Source organism: Variovorax sp. CF079 (genome assembly GCF_900101545.1).
Taxonomy (GTDB): Bacteria; Pseudomonadota; Gammaproteobacteria; order Burkholderiales; family Burkholderiaceae_C; genus Variovorax.
In genome coordinates this window covers 1-16,525 of the sequence record NZ_FMZU01000011.1, presented here as the reverse complement: position 1 = coordinate 16,525, position 16,525 = coordinate 1, and the positions used below count along the sequence as shown (strand labels likewise).

Below are 16,525 nucleotides of genomic sequence, written 5' to 3'. Positions count from 1 at the left end.
ACGGCACGATGACCTCTCGCATCCACTCCTGCGGCACGGGCGGCCTCCTGCTGGACGTTGCCGAAGGCGCATTCAGTCTTTCGACGCAAAGGCGCCTCTGGTCGCTTGCCGGCAACGCTGGCCGATTGCGAGAGCTGGAAGGCCTACGCAGCATCGTGCTCGGGGTGAACAACGTGCTCGTCATCTTTGACCCCCTGCGGACGGATCCGGTAGGGCTTGCCGATGAACTGCAGCGGGCTTGGGAGACTTCGCAGCCGCACGAAGAAAGCGGGCAACTCCTGGAGGTGCCCGTGGTCTACGACACGTCCCCAGGGTCGGAACTGGAGGGTATCGCCAAGCACGCCGGCCTCGGTGTAGACGAAGTGATCCGGCTGCACATCTCGGCGGAATATCACGTAGCCTGCATTGGCTCCGTCCCGGGCTTCGCCTATGTGGTCGGCCTGCCGCCGAAGCTTGCCATGCCGCGGCACACGACGCCGCGGCCCCGGATCCCCAAGGGAACGGTCGCGATCGGTGGCTCGCAGACGGGTGTCATTCCGATGGACATGCCTTCGGGCTGGCATGCGCTGGGCATGACCGAACTCGAGATGTTCGACCCGTCACGCGCCGAACCCTGCGTGCTCTCGCCCGGCGATCGCATCCGCTTCACTGCGCGAGGCGCGAAGCGATGATCGAGATCCTCAGCAACGGCGCGTTGAACCTCGTGCAGGACCTCGGGCGGCCTGCCCACCTCGGGCTCGGCGTGAGCGGAACGGGCGCCATGGATGCGCCCGCACTCTCGATGGCGAACTGGATGGTCGGCAACGACGCGTCCGCTGCTGGCATCGAGATCAGCATTTTTCCCTTCAAGCTGAAGTTCCACGAGGCCGCTTGCTTTGCATGCACCGGGGCGGGCACGACGCTCGAACTCCGGCAGCGGAAGGTACCGAGCTGGTGGGCGGCGCAGGCCATGGCGGGGGACGTGCTCACCATCGCGCCGCCCGCACACGGGTCAAGGGCGTACCTCGCGCTGGCTGGTGGAATCGACGTGCCGCTGGTCCTCGGTTCGCGTTCGACGGACCTGAAGAGCGGGTTCGGGGGCCTGGAAGGTCGTGGCCTGCGCAAGGAGGATCGCCTGGCTCTTGGTGCAACCAACCGCCGTGAAGATGCAGTGGCGCCGTCGTTCGGCGTCGCTCCTCAGTCCCGGTTGCACTTTGCCGGCGAGGTGGCCGCCGGCACGGTGCGGATCCGTGCACTGGCATCGGCAGAGCACGAGCACTTTACCGAGGCCGCGATCTCCGCTTTCGAGCAAACCGAGTACCGCCTCACGCCAGATTGCAACCGCCAGGGCTACCGCCTGGATGGCGAGGCGCTGAACACAAAGCGCCCGTTGGAACTGCTGTCGCATGGCATTGTGCCGGGCACCGTCCAGGTGCCGCCTTCCGGACAGCCGATCGTGCAGATGGCCGAAGCCAACACCTGCGGCGGCTACCCCAAGATCGCCAACGTCATCGAGCCGGACCTGTGGCGGCTCGCGCAGCTGCGGCCTGGTCAGCGCATCCGGTTCGAGCGGGTCGATCAAGAGACCGCCGTTGCCGCCATTCGCGAGCAGGATCGCGAGCAGGTGCGCATACGGCAGGGCCTAGCGCTCATGGCGCATCGTCAATGAAAACCTCCCCTACCACCACCCAGGAGCATCAATGAACTCGACAAGCGCCACGCGAACCGTCGACCTGAATTCCGACATGGGCGAAGGCTTCGGCGCCTGGAAGATGGGCGACGACAACGCCATCCTCGAGATCGTGAGCTCGGCCAATGTCGCCTGCGGGATGCACGCCGGCGACCCGCACATCATGGCCCGGACCTTCGCCCGCGCCAAGGAGCTCGGAGTCGCAGTCGGTGCGCATCCCGGCTATCCCGACCTCTGGGGATTCGGCCGTCGGGAGATGCCCTTCGCGCCGGCGGAGATCGAGCAGTTCGTCGCCTACCAGATCGGCGCCGCCAAGGGCGTATCGGCCTATGTCGGCCACCCGATCAGCTATGTGAAGCCCCATGGCGCGCTCGGCAATCTCTCGCAGGTGGACGAGGGGGTGGCCGGCGCGATCGTGCGCGCATTGGCCGCCGTGGATCGAGAACTGGTTCTGCTTACCTTCCCCGATGGCCACGCCACGCGAATCGCCAAGGAGATGGGCCTGCGCACCTGCGCCGAGATCTTCGCCGACCGCGCGTATGCCGCTGATGGCCGGCTGGTGTCGCGCAAGCTCCCCGGCGCCGTCCTGCACGATCCTGAGGCCGTGGCCGCGCGCGTGCTGCGCATGGTCCGTGCCGGTGGAGTGGAAACGGTAGACGGCACCGTGCTGCCGATGGAGATCGGTTCGATCTGCGTGCACGGCGACAGCCCCGGAGCCATCCAGATGGCCGCGGCCATCCGGACTCGGCTGACTGGGGCCGGGATCGCCATCAAGCCTTTCGCCTGACGCAAGATGGTTGCCGAACTGCTGGACATGATGCTGCTCGCGGTGCGGGGCACGAGCGTGTCGGAGATCGAGTACCACGCGGACGGCCATCGCCTGCATCTGGTTCGCGATCCGGGGCCGGCAGAGGTCCATCGCGCGAGACCGCAGGTGGCGGTGGCAGCAGCGACTCCCGAGGCTGATCCCGTCGGACACGAGCGCAGGGAAATCATCCGCGCCGGCATGCACGGCACCTTCTATCGCGCATCGGCACCCGAACAGCCAGCGCTGGTGGAGCTCGGACAGCGCGTGAAGGCCGGCCAGCAACTGGGCCTGATCGAATCCATGAAGATGCTGCATGCGGTGGAAGCCGATCATGCCGGCCGCGTGGCCGAGATCCTTGCAGACGGCGGAGCGCCTGTCGAAACCGGCGCGCCCTTGTTCGCGATCGATACCGAGGACACGCGCGATGTTTGACACCGTGCTCATTGCGAACCGCGGCGAGATTGCGCTGCGCATCCTGCGGGCTTGCCGCTCGCTCAGCCTCAAGACCGTGGCGGTCTATTCCGAGGCCGATGCCAACCTGAGGCATGTTGCGCTCGCCGACACCAAACTGTGCATCGGGCCGGCGCCGGCGGCCAGGAGCTACCTGGACCAGGATCTTCTGATCCGGGCGGCGCAACTGACCGGTGCGCAGGCCGTGCACCCCGGGTACGGCTTTCTCTCCGAAAGCGCACGCTTCGCCCGCGCTGTCGCCGACGCCGGCCTGGTGTTCATCGGGCCGAGCGCGGAATCGATTGGCCGCATGGGCGACAAGATCAGCGCCAAGCGCGCCATGCTCGCGGCCGGAGTGCCCTGCGTCCCCGGATCGGAGGGCGCGCTCCCGGAGGGTCCGGGTGCCATACGCCGGATTGCAGCTTCGGTCGGCTTCCCGTTGATCATCAAGGCGGCGGCCGGCGGTGGTGGGCGCGGCATGCGCGTGGTGCGGGCCGAGGCACAACTGGAGTCCGCGGTGGCCATGACGCGAGAAGAAGCCTTGCGGGCCTTCGGCAGTGCGGAGGTCTACATGGAACGCTTCCTGGAGCATCCGCGCCACGTCGAGATCCAGGTGCTGGCCGATGCCCACGGAAAAGCGGTCTGGCTCGGGGAGCGCGACTGCTCGATGCAGCGTCGGCACCAGAAGGTCATCGAGGAGTCGCCGGCGCCCGGCATTGCGCGCGAGCTCGTCGCGGCGCTGGGCGCGCAGTGCGTGCATGCGTGTCGCGAGATCGGCTACGTCGGTGCAGGAACTTTCGAGTTTCTCTACGAGGGCGGCGAGTTCTTCTTCATCGAGATGAACACGCGCGTCCAGGTCGAACACCCGGTAACCGAACTGGTGACGGCCATCGACGTCGTGGTGGAGCAACTGCGCATCGCGCAGGGACATCCCCTGTCGTTCGCGCAGGCGGAAGTTCAGCCGAGGGGCCATGCGATCGAGTGCCGCATCAACGCGGAGCATCCCTGGCGCTTTACCCCGTCTCCAGGGACCGTGACCCATTGGACGCCGCCGGCAGGTCCCGGCGTGCGTGTGGAATCGCATCTCGAGGACGGCTATACGGTGCCGCCGCACTATGACTCCCTCGTCGCGAAGATCCTCGTGCATGCGAGAACCCGGGGTGAAGCACTTGCGCGCATGCGCGTGGCGCTCGACGAAACGGTCCTGGAGGGCGTGGAGACCACGGTGGCGTTGCAGCGCGCGATCATGGACGAGCCGGGCTTCGTTGAAGGCGGAACGGACATCCACCACCTGGAGCATTGGCTCGCCGCCGCCAACAAAGCGAGTACGCCATCATGATGACTCCCAGCGAACTGCAGCGCGTGGTGCTGAGCCTTCAGAGCTGCGACGTGACGTACTTCGAGTGCGAAGGGCCGCAGGGCGTTTTTCGGATACGGTTCAGCCGGCAGCCCGGTACGCAAGCGCCGAGCGATGGGGACCTGACTTCCACCGAGCAGGCGCCCCTCGGCGCGAGCGGAGCATCGACGTGCCTGAAGTCCCCGGGAATCGGAATCTTCTGTGTCAAGCACCCGTTGACGGGGCTCGAGGCCATGCGGGAAGGAGGGGGCGTGAAAAAGGGCCAGATTCTGGCTTTCCTCCGAGCGGGTGAAATGCTGACGCCGATCCTTTCCGACCGCGACGCTGTGGCCATCCGGCAGGCATCAGCCGAGGGTGCGCTCGTGGGCTACGGCGACGTGTTGTTCGACTTGAGCTGATGGAGGCGTCGGCCTTCAGGTGCCGAGCCACCGTCCCTCCAGCCATGTGCCGGAGTCGATCGCGCGCCGCGCTTCCCTCACCAGCAGGTCCACGGCGCAGCGTACATGCCGCCCCGTAGCGCGGTCGGCCGGTAGAGCAAGCACGATGGTGCGGGCGATTGGCGGATCGGCCAGGGGAGCACCCGACAGCTTTCCGGTGCGGAGGTCCTCGGCGACCGCGATCGGCGGCAGGATGGTCAGGCCGTGGCCGCCGAGGACCAGGCTGCGCTGCACGCTCAGTGCGTTGGTCTCTGCGCAGATGTCCAGCGTGACATTGGCGACCGCGCACGCATGCTCCACCAGTGCCCGGATTCCATGCGGCGCGCTGGGCAGCACCACCTTCATTCCGGCCAGCTTGGCCAGCGGCACCGGCTTGTTCTTGCGCAGCTTGGCTTCCTTCGGGCCGATGACCCACAGCGACTCTTCGATCAGCGGTGTCGTTTGGACTTCGGCCGAGCGTGCGGCGCCGTACAGCAGCGCCGCATCCACCTCGCCGGATTCGAGCCAGCGCAGGAGCGTGCCCGCGTAACCCATCGCGATGCGGACGTGGACGCCCGGGTATTCAGCTGCCATGGCCGAGACGAGCGGGCTGGACAGCATGTCGATGGTGCTGGGCAGGAGACCCAGGGTGACCAGGCCGCTCACGCCATTGCCGTTGTCGCTCCCGCCAATCTCCGCGCGGGCGCGCTCGAGTTCCAGCATCGCCCGGCGCGCGTAGCCCACCAGCGACTGGCCGGCCGGCGTCAGCACCATGCCGTGCCGGCCACGGTCGAAAAGAGGCGCTCCGATGTCTTCCTCGAGAAGGCGCAGTTGGCGCGAGACCGCGGGTTGCACGAGATGCAGGACCTCGGCGGCCCGGGTGACATTGCCGGTCTCGGCCACGGTGAGAAAGGCACGCAGCTGTTTGAAGTCCATGGATGAATCTCGAATCGTGATGGTGGAATGCCTAAATTCTATTGTCCATGAAGATAGATCAAAAACTATGATTCCTGCACCCCGGTACTACCCAAAGGCTCGACACGGCTATGAATCACACACCCGCACCGGCCCCTGCCTGGCAGGAGGCCATCTTCAAGGTTCTCAAGGAGGGGGGCGTCAATCAGATCGCCTACGTTCCCGATGCCGGCCATTCGCACGTCATTCGCAGCGCCATTGCCGACCCCGACATCCAGGATGTCGTGCTGACGACGGAGGAGGAAGGCGTGGCCGTTTGCAGCGGCGCATGGCTTGGCGGCGATCGCGCAGTGCTTCTGATGCAAAGCAGCGGCGTCGGCAACTGCGTGAACATGTTCTCGCTGCTGCAGGCGGCCGACTTCCCGTTCTTCACGCTCGTCACCATGCGCGGGGAGTACGCCGAGTTCAATCCGTGGCAGGGGCCGATGGGCAAGGCCACGCAGGCTGCCCTGGAGCTGATGGGCATCCACGTACTCCGTGCTTCGAAGCCCGAGGAAGTAGAAGAGATCGTCAGCGCCGGCTTCGATGCCGCATTCGAGGCCGGCGAAAGGGTCGCCGTGCTGTTGGGACAAGAACTGATCGGCCGCAAGAAGTGGGAGCGCAAGTGATGAGTCAGGATGCATTGAACAAGCGCGCGGATCGCCGCCAATTCGTGGCCAAGCTCTTGGCTGCGGTCCCTGATGCCATGGTAGTCACTGGCCTGGGCTCCGCTTCTTACGACGTGTTTGCCGCCGGCGATCGGGATAAGAACTACTACCTCTGGGGAGCCATGGGCGGTGCCACTTCGCTGGGCCTCGGCTTGGCCCTGGCGCAGTCCGACAAGCCGGTGGTCGTGATCACCGGCGACGGTGAACAACTGATGGGCATCGGTAGCCTGGGCTCGATCGCGGTGAAGCAACCCAAGAACCTCACGATCGTCGTGCTGGACAACGGGCATTTCGGTGAGACGGGTATGCAGCGCAGTCACTCCAGCCTCGGAGCGGACCTGGTGGCCATTGCCAAGGGTTTTGGCATCGCCGACGCCTATTCGACCAGCAGCATCGATCTCGTCGACGAGATTGCTCAGGGCATCAATGCACGCCGCGGCTTGGCCTTCGTGCAGGTGTTCATCGAAGCCGATGAGCCGCCTCGCGCACTGCCGCCGCGCGATGGCCCCTTCATCAAGAACAGGTTCCGCGCCGCGCTCGGCCTCAAGCCGTTCTGAAAACCCGGCCATGGCTCCTGGAAAGACAATGAATGGAGACGGCATGAAGCGTTACCTGCTGCACATCGGCGGCCAAGCCTGCGAACCCCGCGGCGGCCAGTGGTTCGACACGCAGAACCCTTACACCGGCGAAAGCTGGGCGCAGATTCCGCGCGGCGATGCGAGTGACGTGGATGCCGCCGTGCAGGCTGCCCACCAGGCGCTGACGCAAGGTCCCTGGGCCGAACTCACGGCTACTCAGCGCGGCGCCCTGATGCGCAAGCTCGCCGACCTGATCGCTCGCGATGCCGTCAAGCTCGCCACGACCGAGGTTCGCGACAACGGCAAGCTGCTGGCCGAGATGCAGGCGCAGCTCAACTACATCCCGCAGTGGTTCCATTACTACGGCGGTCTGGCCGACAAGGTGCAGGGCAGCACGCTGCCGCTCGACAAGAAGGGGTACTTCGCCTTCACCCGCCATGAGCCGGTCGGCGTGGTGGCAGCCATCACCCCCTGGAATTCGCCGCTGATGCTCCTGAGCTGGAAGATCGCTCCCGCCCTGGCTGCAGGCTGCACCGTGGTGGTCAAGCCCTCGGAGTTCACTTCGGCCTCCACGCTGGAGCTGGCGGAGCTGTTCGAGGAGGCGGGCTTTCCGCCGGGCGTTTTCAACGTCGTCACGGGCTTCGGCGCCGAGGTGGGCACGCCGCTGGTCGAGCACCCGCTGGTGAGCAAGATCAGTTTCACCGGCTCGGACAGCACGGGCCGCCTGATCAACGAGAAGGCGGGCCGCCATCTCAAGCACGCGGCCATGGAGTTGGGCGGAAAGTCGCCCAATGTGGTGTTCGAGGATGCGGACCTGGAACAGGCCGCCTTTGGCGCCATCTCGGGCATCTTTGCCGCGACGGGCCAGACCTGCATTGCGGGTTCCCGCCTGCTGGTGCAGGAGAGCATCCACGACGCCTTCGTCGAGCGCCTGCTCGCGGTGGCTCGCACCGCCCGCATGGGGGATCCGATGAGCCCGGACACCCAGGTGGGTCCGGTGACCACGCCGCCGCAGTACAAGAAGGTGCTGGAGTACATCGACATTGCCCGCAGCGAAGGCGCAACTGCCGTGCTGGGCGGCGAGAAGGGGAGCGCACCCGAGTGCGGCAACGGCTGGTTCGTGCAGCCGACGATCTTCACCGGAGTGCGCAACGACATGCGCATTGCACAGGAAGAGGTGTTCGGCCCGGTGCTGTCGATCATCCGCTTCAAGGACGAGGCCGACGCACTGCGCATCGCCAACGACGTGCGTTTCGGCTTGGCGGCGGCCGTCTGGACCAGGGACATGGGGCGCGCCATCCGCATGTCCGAGAAACTGCAGGCCGGCACCGTGTGGGTCAACACCTACCGTGCCGTGAGCTTCATGGCGCCGTTCGGCGGCTACAAGGATTCCGGCCTGGGCCGCGAGAACGGCATCGATGCGATCCGCGAATACCTGCAGACCAAGTGCGTGTGGATCAACAGCGGCGCGGTCACAGGCAACCCGTTCGTGATGCGCTGACACCTTCAAAGCAATAGACGGAGACAAGAGCATGAATACATCGACGCTGTCCCGGCGCGACCTGATGAAGTGGGGCGTGGCCGCCACGCTGGGCGCGCCCCTGCCGCACGCCTTTGCACAGTCGGTCCTGCCGAAGGGACCGATCACGCTGGTGGTTCCCTTCTCGGCCGGAGGGGCCACCGACGTGGTTTCCCGCCTGGTCGCGCAAAAGCTGTCGGAGCGCATCGCGCACAGCGTGGTCGTGGAGAACGTCGCCGGCGGCGGGGGCGCCATCGGCGCCGCCAAGGTGGCGAAGGCCGCAGCCGATGGCAGCATGCTGCTGATGGGTACGGTCGCGACGCACGCGATCAATCCGCTTTCGACACCGCCGTCCTCCTACGATGCCCAGCGCGACTTCACGCCCATCTCGCTCGTCGCGACCGTGCCCAACGTCCTGCTTGTGAGCTCCTCCGTGAAGGCACAGAACGTGCAGGAGCTCATTGCCCAGATCAAGGCGCAGCCGGGCAAGTTCAACTACGGCTCGTCCGGTGTGGGTACGCCTCCGCACCTGTCGGGCGAGTTGTTCAAGTCCATGGCCGGTGTGGACATCGGTCATGTTCCTTACAAGGGTGGCGGGCCGGCCATGACCGACCTGGTCGGTGGCCACATTCCCATCCTGTTCGACGTCCTGACGGGGGCGGCATCGCACATCCGAGCCGGCTCGGCGCGTGCCCTGGCGGTGACCACCAGCAAGCGCTCGCCGTCCTTTCCGGACGTTCCGACCCTCGCGGAAGCGGGTCTTGCCGGCTATGAAACCTACACCTGGAACGCCGTCTTCGGGCCCGCGAAACTGCCGCGCCCTCTGGTCGAACTTTTGAGCCGAGAACTGCAGGCGGTGGTGGCGATGCAAGACGTTCAGGCGAAGCTGAAGGACCTGAGCGCAGTGCCGGTGGGATCGACGCCCGAAGTACTGGATGCGCTGGTCAAGTCCGAGCTCGGCAAATGGGGCGCTGTCATCAAGTCCATCGGCGGTCTCAAGAGGGAGTGAGCCATGTGTGCCGTCACGCTGGAGAGAGCATGATGCTCAAGACCGCCGCTTTGCTCGAGCGATTCGCCGAGGTTGTCGGCCCGGCACGCGTGTTGACTGATCCGGGCGCCACGCAGCCGTATCAGCAGGACTGGCGCGGCCGATACCAGGGCGCGGCGCTCGCGGTCCTGATGCCCGGCAGCACGAGCGAGGTCGCAGAGCTCGTGAAGGCCTGCGCGAGCCTGGAGGTGGCGATCGTTCCGCAAGGGGGCAACACCGGCCTGACGGGTGGTGCCGTGGCGGGCGCCGAGCGGCCGGCCGTGATCCTCAACCTGTCGCGCATGAACCGGATCCGGGACATCGATGCAACCAACAACTCGCTGACGGCCGAGGCCGGCTGCATCTTGGCGCATGTGCGGGAGGCCGCCGATGAGCGCCAGCGCCAGTTCCCGCTGCTGCTGGGCAGCGTCGGCAGCTGCGAGATCGGTGGCCTGGTGTCGACCAATGCCGGAGGCACCGGCGTTCTGCGCTACGGCAACATGCGAGAGCTGGTGATGGGCCTCGAGGTGGTCCTGCCCGATGGCCGCGTGTGGGACGGCCTGCGGGCGCTGCGCAAGGACAACGCCGGTTACGACCTGAAGCAGCTGTTCATCGGCGCTGAGGGCACGCTGGGTGTGGTGACGGCCGCGGTGCTGAAGCTCTTTCCCCGTCTCAATGTCTCCGCAACTGCCATGGTGGCGCTGACGGGCGTCCAGCAGGCGGTCGACCTTCTGCGCTTCATGCAGGAACAGGTGGGCAACCGGATCGAGGCCTTCGAGATCATGTCGCGCCCGCAGGTCGAGATGGTGCTGAAACATGGCCACGGCCTCCAATCGCCGATGGAGCTGGACAGCCCGTGGTTTGTGCTGATGGAGATCGCGGACAGCTCGCCGCAGTGGGATGCCATCGCCGAACTCGAAAAGACGCTCGAGACCGCCTTCGAGCGCGACCTGGTCACCAACGCGGCGGTCGCCACCGACGTGGCCAAGGCCAACCGCATCTGGGAGCTGCGGCACAACATCTCGGAGGCCAACAAGCGCGCGGGCTTCACCGTCTCGAACGACACGTCGGTGCCGGTCTCCAAGCTCCCGCGCTTCATCGATCTCGTGACCGATCGTATCGAGCAGCAGGTGGCGGGGGCCGCGGTGTGCCACGCGGGGCACATCGGCGACGGCAACATCCATGTCATCGCGGTGCTTTCGCGTTCGATCTACGGCACGCCGGACCAATGCGAAGAAGCGGCTGCGAAAGTCAATCTGATCGTGCACGAGGCGAGCGTGGAACTGGGAGGCAGCATCAGCGCAGAGCATGGCATCGGCAGGATGCACGTCGAGCGCCTGGAGCGCTTCAAGCCCGGCATCGACCTGAACATGATGCGCACGCTGAAGGCGGCATTCGATCCCATGAACCTGATGAACCCAGGCAAGATCTTGCGCAGCAGGACCTGAGCGGATGCTCTCCATGTCCAGGTCCTGGATCGAGAGGCAATACCCGTGACCGTCGCTCCCTTCAAGCAGGTTCCCCGATCCAGCGAGCAGGCCAGGCACTGGACAGCACCATATCGCGAATCACCTCCTGAACCAAGGAATGCACTGCGGACTTCGCGAGAGTGGCTGGGCGCACCGTGCTCGTGGCGCATACGACGCGGCGCGTCATCGCGGAACTTTCAAGTCGCGCGCTTCGCAGAGCCCCTGACGCCACTTCTTCGGCCACTGAACCCAGTGGCAGGATGGTGGCGCCAATGCCTCCCTGGACGGCCAGTTTGACACTGCGAAGCGATTCGACTTCCGCCACCACATTGGGTTGGACCGAAAGAGGTGCACAGGCGTCATCGATGATCTTGCGCAACCCATGTTCTTTCCCTGGCAGGATCATCGGCCATCGCGATAGCGCGGACAGGGGAAGACGCTTGGGTAGTTTCGGCCCAGCGGGGCTGGCCACAAATACCAACCATTCGTCCAGTAGCGGCTGCTTGATCAAGCCGGGCTCTGCGGCATCACCAAAAAGAACAGCCAGATCGAGTCGACCAGACTGGAGCCACTCGCGCAAGAATCCGCTGTAGGCCTCAACCACCTTCAAGCGCACTTCGGGCAAGCGTGTGCGGCACGCACCGAGGATCGCCACGGTTGCAGTCAGTCCAACGGTCGTCGGGAGCCCGATGGCGACCTCACCTCGAGGCACCGAATCGAGCTCGCGCACCGCGTCGCGCGCTCTTTCGATGTCAGAAAGGACGACCCTTGCGTGGTCCAGGAAGACCTTCCCGGCGTCGGTCAAGGTCACACCACGGCTTGATCGATTGAAAAGTTGGGCGCCGACCTCCGATTCGAGCGCGGCGATCTGCTGGCCCAGTGCGGGTTGCGCGACATGAAGCCGGGTCGAGGCCTTAAGCAGGCTACCGGCCTCGCTGGCACCAATGAAGTAGCGAAGCTGTCTGAGTTCCATAGCTCTCCAAGATTCTGGCAAACAGCGCCTGCCATGCCTCACGCACAACCGACGCGCCGAGCGGCGGGCCCGGCCCGAGGTCCTTTGTGATCGGGATCCGAGTTGATGCCGACCGTCGCTGGCTAGTTAGATGATCAACGTATAGCGGATAGCCCGAATCGGTATTTCCCATATATGTGACCTCAGCCCAGAATCTGGGCATAGGACGACTAGATCTGTAGAGCTACTGCTCCAACAAGGAGACAATTCAATGACTGTTGACATCAATCATCTACGCACCTGGATTGACCAGACTGTGGTCATCGATGATGTGGTGACCCCGGTGCCTCTCAAGGCGCTGACGGCGACGCTTGATCGCAATGACCCGCCCCTGGGGCCGGACGCAATGGTCCCTCCGTGCTGGCACTGGCTGTACTTCCTGCCGCTTCCCCAGCAATCGGAAATTGGCCCCGACGGGCATCCCACACGCGGGGGCTTCCTGCCGCCTGTACCCCTTCCGCGCCGGATGTGGGCGGGTAGCCAACTGACTTTCCACACCCCGCTGCGCGTGGGCCAGCAGATCTCGCGGACATCGCGAATCGCCGACGTGCGCTTGAAGGATGGTCGCACCGGACCGCTGGTGTTCGTCAATGTGGATCACGAGATCCGTGCCGATGGGCAGTTGGCAATTTCAGAGCGGCACGACATCGTCTACCGCGACATGCCCGCTCCCGGTGAACCCGCGCCCGCGGGCGTGGTGGCGCCGCAAGGTGAGCAATGGTCGCGTCGTATCGAGCCAGACGACGTGCTGCTCTTTCGCTATTCGGCCCTGACGTTCAATGGGCACCGCATTCACTACGACCGCCGGTACGTCACCGAAGTGGAAGGCTACCCGGGCCTGATCGTGCATGGGCCGCTGATCGCGACGCTGCTGCTGGACCTGTTGCGGCGCAATCTTCCCGAAGCGGTGGTCAAGAACTTTTCGTTCCGTGCCGTCAAGCCGCTATTCGATGTCGCGCCCTTTACGGTTTGTGGGCGCCGAGAGGATGCGGAGACCGTGACGCTCTGGGCGCGTACCCCAGAAGGCCATCTCGCGATGGAAGCAAAAGCCAACCTGTACTGAACACACCTTCAAGGAGACACACATGTTCAACGAGACCGACGACCACCAGGAAATCCGTGATGCCGTGCGCGCACTGTGCCGGCAGTTCCCCGACGAATACTTCCGCAAGATCGACGAGCAGAAGGCCTATCCCGAGACTTTCGTCGACGCGCTGATGCAGGCCGGCTGGCTGGCCGCGATGATCCCCGAGGAATATGGCGGCACCGGCCTCGGGCTGACTGCCGCGACGGTGATCATGGAGGAGATCAACCGCTCGGGCGGCAATGCCGGTGCAGTGCACGGCCAGATGTACAACATGGGCACATTGCTGCGCAATGGCAGCAAGACGCAGAAGGACAAGTACCTGCCGGGCATTGCGGCCGGCAAACTGCGCATCCAGTCGATGGCGGTGACCGAACCCACGACCGGCACCGACACGACCAAGATCAAGACCACCGCGGTCAAGAAGGACGGCCGCTACGTCGTCAACGGGCAGAAGGTGTGGATCTCGCGCGTGCAGCATTCCGACCTGATGATCCTGCTGGCACGCACCACGCCGCTGGCGGAGGTGAAGAAGAAATCCGAGGGCATGTCGATCTTCATCGTCGACCTGAAGCAGGCCATCGGCAACGGCCTGACGGTGCGGCCCATTCCCAACCTGGTCAACCACGAAACCAACGAATTGTTCTTCGAGAACCTGGAGATCCCGGAAGAGAACCTCATCGGCGAGGAGGGCAGGGGCTTCAAGTACATCCTGGACGGCCTGAACGCCGAGCGTACGCTGATCGCTGCCGAATGCATCGGCGACGGCTACTGGTTCATCGAGCGCGCACGCAAGTACGCCAGCGAACGCATCGTGTTCGACCGCCCCATCGGCAAGAACCAGGGCGTGCAGTTTCCGATCGCGGATGCCTTCATCGAGGTGGAAGCCGCGAACCTGATGCGCTTCGAGGCAGCGCGGCGCTTCGATGCGCACCAGGACTGCGGCGCACAGGCCAACATGGCCAAGTTCCTGGCGGCCAAGGCGAGCTGGGAGGCGGCCAACGTCTGCATGCAGACGCACGGTGGCTTCGGCTTTGCCAACGAATACGACATCGAGCGCAAGTTCCGGGAGACGCGGCTCTACCAGGTTGCTCCGATCTCCACGAACCTCATTTATGCCTACGTTGCCGAGCACGTGCTCGGGCTGCCGCGGTCGTTCTGATCGAAGGAGACTCTGTCATGGCACGACCTTTGGATGGCGTGACGATCGTCACGCTGGAGCACGCGATCGCGGCTCCCTTCTGCACCCGCCAACTGGCGGATCTCGGCGCCCGTGTGATCAAGGTGGAACGGCCTGGCGTGGGTGACTTTGCGCGCGCCTACGATGAGCGAGTACAGGGCATGGCATCGCACTTCGTCTGGACGAACCGGTCGAAGGAGAGCTTGACGCTGGACGTCAAGCAGCCCGTCGCCCAGGAGGTGCTCGCCAAGCTGCTCGAAGACGCTGACGTGCTCGTGCAGAACCTGGCGCCCGGTGCGGCTGCAAGACTGGGGCTCTCATTCGAAGCCTTGCACGAGAAGCATCCCAGGCTCATCGTGTGCGACATCTCGGGCTACGGCGACGACGGTCCGTACCGCGACAAGAAGGCCTACGACCTGCTGATCCAGAGCGAGTCGGGGTTCCTGTCGGTGACCGGTTCGGACGCGGAGCCTGCGAAGGCAGGGTGCTCCATCGCCGACATTGCCGCAGGCATGTACGCATACACGGGCATCCTTGCTGCGCTGATCCAGCGCGACAAGACCGGCAAGGGCAGTCGGATCGACGTGTCGATGCTGGAGAGCATGGTGGAGTGGATGGGCTATCCGCTCTATTACGCCTACGAGGGTGCGGCGCCGCCTCCGCGGGCAGGTGCCGCTCACGCCACGATCTACCCGTACGGTCCCTTCCCGGCAAGCGACGGCACAGTCATGCTCGGCCTTCAGAACGAGCGGGAGTGGGGCGCCTTTTGCAAGACCGTGTTGGAACGGCCCGAACTGACGACCGACGAGCGCTTCGCCTCCAACTCCAAGCGTGTGGCCAACAGGGTCGCGCTGCGAGCGCTCATCGTGGAAGGGTTTTCATCGCTGACGGTGGAGCAGGTTGTTCAACGGCTGGACAGAGCCCAGATTGCCAATGCGAGCGTGAATGACATGCACGACGTTTGGGACCACCCCCAGCTGAAGGCGCGTAATCGCTGGACCAAGGTCCCGACGCCCAGTGGGCTTATTCCGGCGCTATTGCCCCCGGGCAAAACGGAAGCGTACGCACCGCGGATGGACGCTGTGCCGGGTCTCGGTGAGAACACCGACGCCATCCTTCAGGGGCTGGGGTGGTCGAGCGAGGACATTGCGTCCATGCGCAGTGCAGGCGCCATCTGAAATTTGTATTAAGAACTGGAGACAAGTGACATGAAGCTGAATCAAACGCCGGTCTGGAAGATGACCGTCTCGACGGTTGCCGGGTTGGCCTTGTCCTGCGCCGCCTCGGCGCAGGGCTATCCGACCAAGGCGATCACCCTGGTGGTTCCTTTTGCTGCGGGCGGTCCGACGGACGTCGTGGCCCGGACGCTGGGTGCGGCCATGACCAAGACGCTTGGCCAATCGGTGATCGTGGAGAACAAGACAGGCGCGGGCGGCACCATTGCCGCCGCCTACACCGCGCGGGCGAACCCCGATGGCTACACCTTCCTGATCCATCACAACGGCATGGCGACGGCACCGGCCCTTTATCGAAAACTCAACTACAAGCCGCTCTCCGATTTCGAGTACGTCAGTCAGGTGATCGATGTGCCGATGACGTTGGTAGGGCGCAAGGACCTGCCGGCCAAGGACTTCAAGGAGTTGATGGCCTACGCGAAGGCGAACAGCGACAAGATCAATCTCGCCCATGCAGGGCTGGGCGCGGTCTCCCATCTGTGCGGCGTCCTGTTGCGCCAGGCGATGGGTGTGTCGATGACCACCGTGCCCTATCAGGGCACCGGCCCTGCCATGAATGCACTGCTGGCCGGGCAGGTCGACTTGCTGTGCGATCAGACCACTTCGACCACGCCGCACATCAAGGCGGGCTCCATCAAGCTTTATGGTGTCACAACGTCTTTCCGCCTCAAGACGCTTCCCGACACGCCAACGCTTGCTGAGCAGGGGCTGAAGGACTTTCAGGTCGTCGTCTGGCACGGCATCTATGCGCCGAAGGGAACGCCCAAGGAAGCGATAGACAAGTTCGGTGCGGCATTGAAAACGGCGCTGAAGGATCCAACGGTTGCTCAACGCCTGGCAGAACTCGGGGCGATCATTCCCAGCGATGCAAAGTTGACGCCGGCCGGCCTCCAGACCTGGCTCCAGCAGGAGACGACGCGATACGAACCCGTCATCAAGGCGGCAGGCCAGTTCGCTGACTGATGCGCCATAGCGCGTGACATGCAGTTGCAAAGGAGAGTCTGATGAAGGTCCTGGTCCCCGTCAAGCGGGTCGTCGATTTCAACGTGAAGGTGCGCGTCAAGAGCGACGGCACCGGTGTGGACATCGCCAACGTCAA

At 64.7% G+C, this 16,525-nt stretch carries 17 protein-coding genes and 1 pseudogene; 16 read left to right on the top strand and 2 right to left on the bottom strand.

The annotated features are described in order from the left end of the window. Nucleotides 1-8: 8 nt before the first annotated feature. The 6 genes from pxpB to BLS74_RS15825 are packed head-to-tail and all read left to right on the top strand — an operon-like array spanning nucleotide 9 to nucleotide 4,682. Nucleotides 9-671: a 5-oxoprolinase subunit PxpB gene (gene pxpB, locus BLS74_RS15850; protein WP_139191697.1), complete on the top strand. Its 663-nt coding sequence runs from the start codon at nucleotides 9-11 to the stop codon at nucleotides 669-671. After that, nucleotides 668-1,648, top strand: coding sequence for a 5-oxoprolinase subunit C family protein (locus BLS74_RS15845; protein ID WP_093107880.1), 981 nt, complete (start codon nucleotides 668-670; stop codon nucleotides 1,646-1,648). The genes pxpB and BLS74_RS15845 overlap by 4 nt, the downstream gene beginning before the upstream one ends. 31 nt (nucleotides 1,649-1,679) lie before the next feature. Next, nucleotides 1,680-2,456, top strand: a complete 777-nt coding sequence (locus BLS74_RS15840) for a LamB/YcsF family protein (RefSeq protein WP_093107878.1) — start codon at nucleotides 1,680-1,682, stop codon at nucleotides 2,454-2,456. 6 nt (nucleotides 2,457-2,462) lie between these two features. Further along, nucleotides 2,463-2,909, top strand: a complete 447-nt coding sequence (locus BLS74_RS15835) for an acetyl-CoA carboxylase biotin carboxyl carrier protein (protein ID WP_093107876.1) — start codon at nucleotides 2,463-2,465, stop codon at nucleotides 2,907-2,909. Beyond that, nucleotides 2,902-4,266, top strand: coding sequence for an acetyl-CoA carboxylase biotin carboxylase subunit (gene accC, locus BLS74_RS15830; RefSeq protein WP_093107874.1), 1,365 nt, complete (start codon nucleotides 2,902-2,904; stop codon nucleotides 4,264-4,266). The genes BLS74_RS15835 and accC overlap by 8 nt, the downstream gene beginning before the upstream one ends. Then, a complete protein-coding gene (locus BLS74_RS15825) occupies nucleotides 4,263-4,682 on the top strand; it encodes a hypothetical protein (protein WP_093107872.1) in 420 nt (139 codons plus the stop codon). Before accC ends, BLS74_RS15825 begins: the two co-directional genes overlap by 4 nt. 15 nt (nucleotides 4,683-4,697) lie before the next feature. On the opposite strand, the gene BLS74_RS15820 is transcribed toward BLS74_RS15825, so the two are convergent. Then, the gene (locus BLS74_RS15820) at nucleotides 4,698-5,636 is read right to left on the bottom strand and encodes a LysR family transcriptional regulator (RefSeq protein ID WP_093107870.1); all 939 of its coding nucleotides are present in this window, start codon (nucleotides 5,634-5,636) and stop codon (nucleotides 4,698-4,700) included. 110 nt (nucleotides 5,637-5,746) lie between these two features. On the opposite strand from BLS74_RS15820, the gene BLS74_RS15815 reads away from it, so the two are divergent. From BLS74_RS15815 to BLS74_RS15795, 5 genes are read left to right on the top strand one after another with little or no spacing between them, the layout of a single operon-like run. Next, on the top strand, nucleotides 5,747-6,283 hold the full coding sequence (locus BLS74_RS15815; protein ID WP_093107868.1) for a thiamine pyrophosphate-binding protein: 537 nt from the start codon (nucleotides 5,747-5,749) through the stop codon (nucleotides 6,281-6,283). Further along, nucleotides 6,283-6,879, top strand: coding sequence for a thiamine pyrophosphate-dependent enzyme (locus BLS74_RS15810; RefSeq protein ID WP_170855615.1), 597 nt, complete (start codon nucleotides 6,283-6,285; stop codon nucleotides 6,877-6,879). Before BLS74_RS15815 ends, BLS74_RS15810 begins: the two co-directional genes overlap by 1 nt. A 43-nt stretch (nucleotides 6,880-6,922) precedes the next feature. Next, the gene (locus tag BLS74_RS15805) at nucleotides 6,923-8,401 is read left to right on the top strand and encodes an aldehyde dehydrogenase (RefSeq protein ID WP_093107866.1); all 1,479 of its coding nucleotides are present in this window, start codon (nucleotides 6,923-6,925) and stop codon (nucleotides 8,399-8,401) included. A 31-nt stretch (nucleotides 8,402-8,432) separates the two neighbouring features. Next, nucleotides 8,433-9,428, top strand: a complete 996-nt coding sequence (locus BLS74_RS15800) for a Bug family tripartite tricarboxylate transporter substrate binding protein (protein WP_170855614.1) — start codon at nucleotides 8,433-8,435, stop codon at nucleotides 9,426-9,428. Between the two features lie 29 nt (nucleotides 9,429-9,457). Continuing rightward, entirely contained in the window at nucleotides 9,458-10,894 is a 1,437-nt protein-coding gene (locus BLS74_RS15795) for an FAD-binding oxidoreductase (protein WP_244503890.1), read from the top strand. Between the two features lie 61 nt (nucleotides 10,895-10,955). On the opposite strand, the gene BLS74_RS15790 is transcribed toward BLS74_RS15795, so the two are convergent. Continuing rightward, nucleotides 10,956-11,888, bottom strand: a complete 933-nt coding sequence (locus BLS74_RS15790; protein ID WP_093107864.1) for a LysR substrate-binding domain-containing protein — start codon at nucleotides 11,886-11,888, stop codon at nucleotides 10,956-10,958. 250 nt (nucleotides 11,889-12,138) lie between these two features. On the opposite strand from BLS74_RS15790, the gene BLS74_RS15785 reads away from it, so the two are divergent. From BLS74_RS15785 to BLS74_RS33850, 5 genes and pseudogenes are all read left to right on the top strand, one after another. Further along, nucleotides 12,139-12,990 carry an HTD2 family dehydratase gene (locus BLS74_RS15785; RefSeq protein WP_093107862.1) on the top strand — a complete coding sequence of 284 codons (852 nt, stop codon included), beginning with the start codon at nucleotides 12,139-12,141 and terminating at the stop codon, nucleotides 12,988-12,990. Between the two features lie 22 nt (nucleotides 12,991-13,012). Continuing rightward, nucleotides 13,013-14,173 carry an acyl-CoA dehydrogenase family protein gene (locus BLS74_RS15780; protein ID WP_093107860.1) on the top strand — a complete coding sequence of 387 codons (1,161 nt, stop codon included), beginning with the start codon at nucleotides 13,013-13,015 and terminating at the stop codon, nucleotides 14,171-14,173. 17 nt (nucleotides 14,174-14,190) lie between these two features. Further along, nucleotides 14,191-15,369, top strand: a complete 1,179-nt coding sequence (locus tag BLS74_RS15775) for a CaiB/BaiF CoA transferase family protein (RefSeq protein WP_093107858.1) — start codon at nucleotides 14,191-14,193, stop codon at nucleotides 15,367-15,369. 30 nt (nucleotides 15,370-15,399) lie between these two features. Beyond that, nucleotides 15,400-16,389: a tripartite tricarboxylate transporter substrate-binding protein gene (locus BLS74_RS15770; protein ID WP_093107856.1), complete on the top strand. Its 990-nt coding sequence runs from the start codon at nucleotides 15,400-15,402 to the stop codon at nucleotides 16,387-16,389. Nucleotides 16,390-16,430: 41 nt separating this feature from the next. Further along, nucleotides 16,431-16,525, top strand: a pseudogene (locus BLS74_RS33850) (electron transfer flavoprotein subunit beta/FixA family protein); the annotation flags it as partial.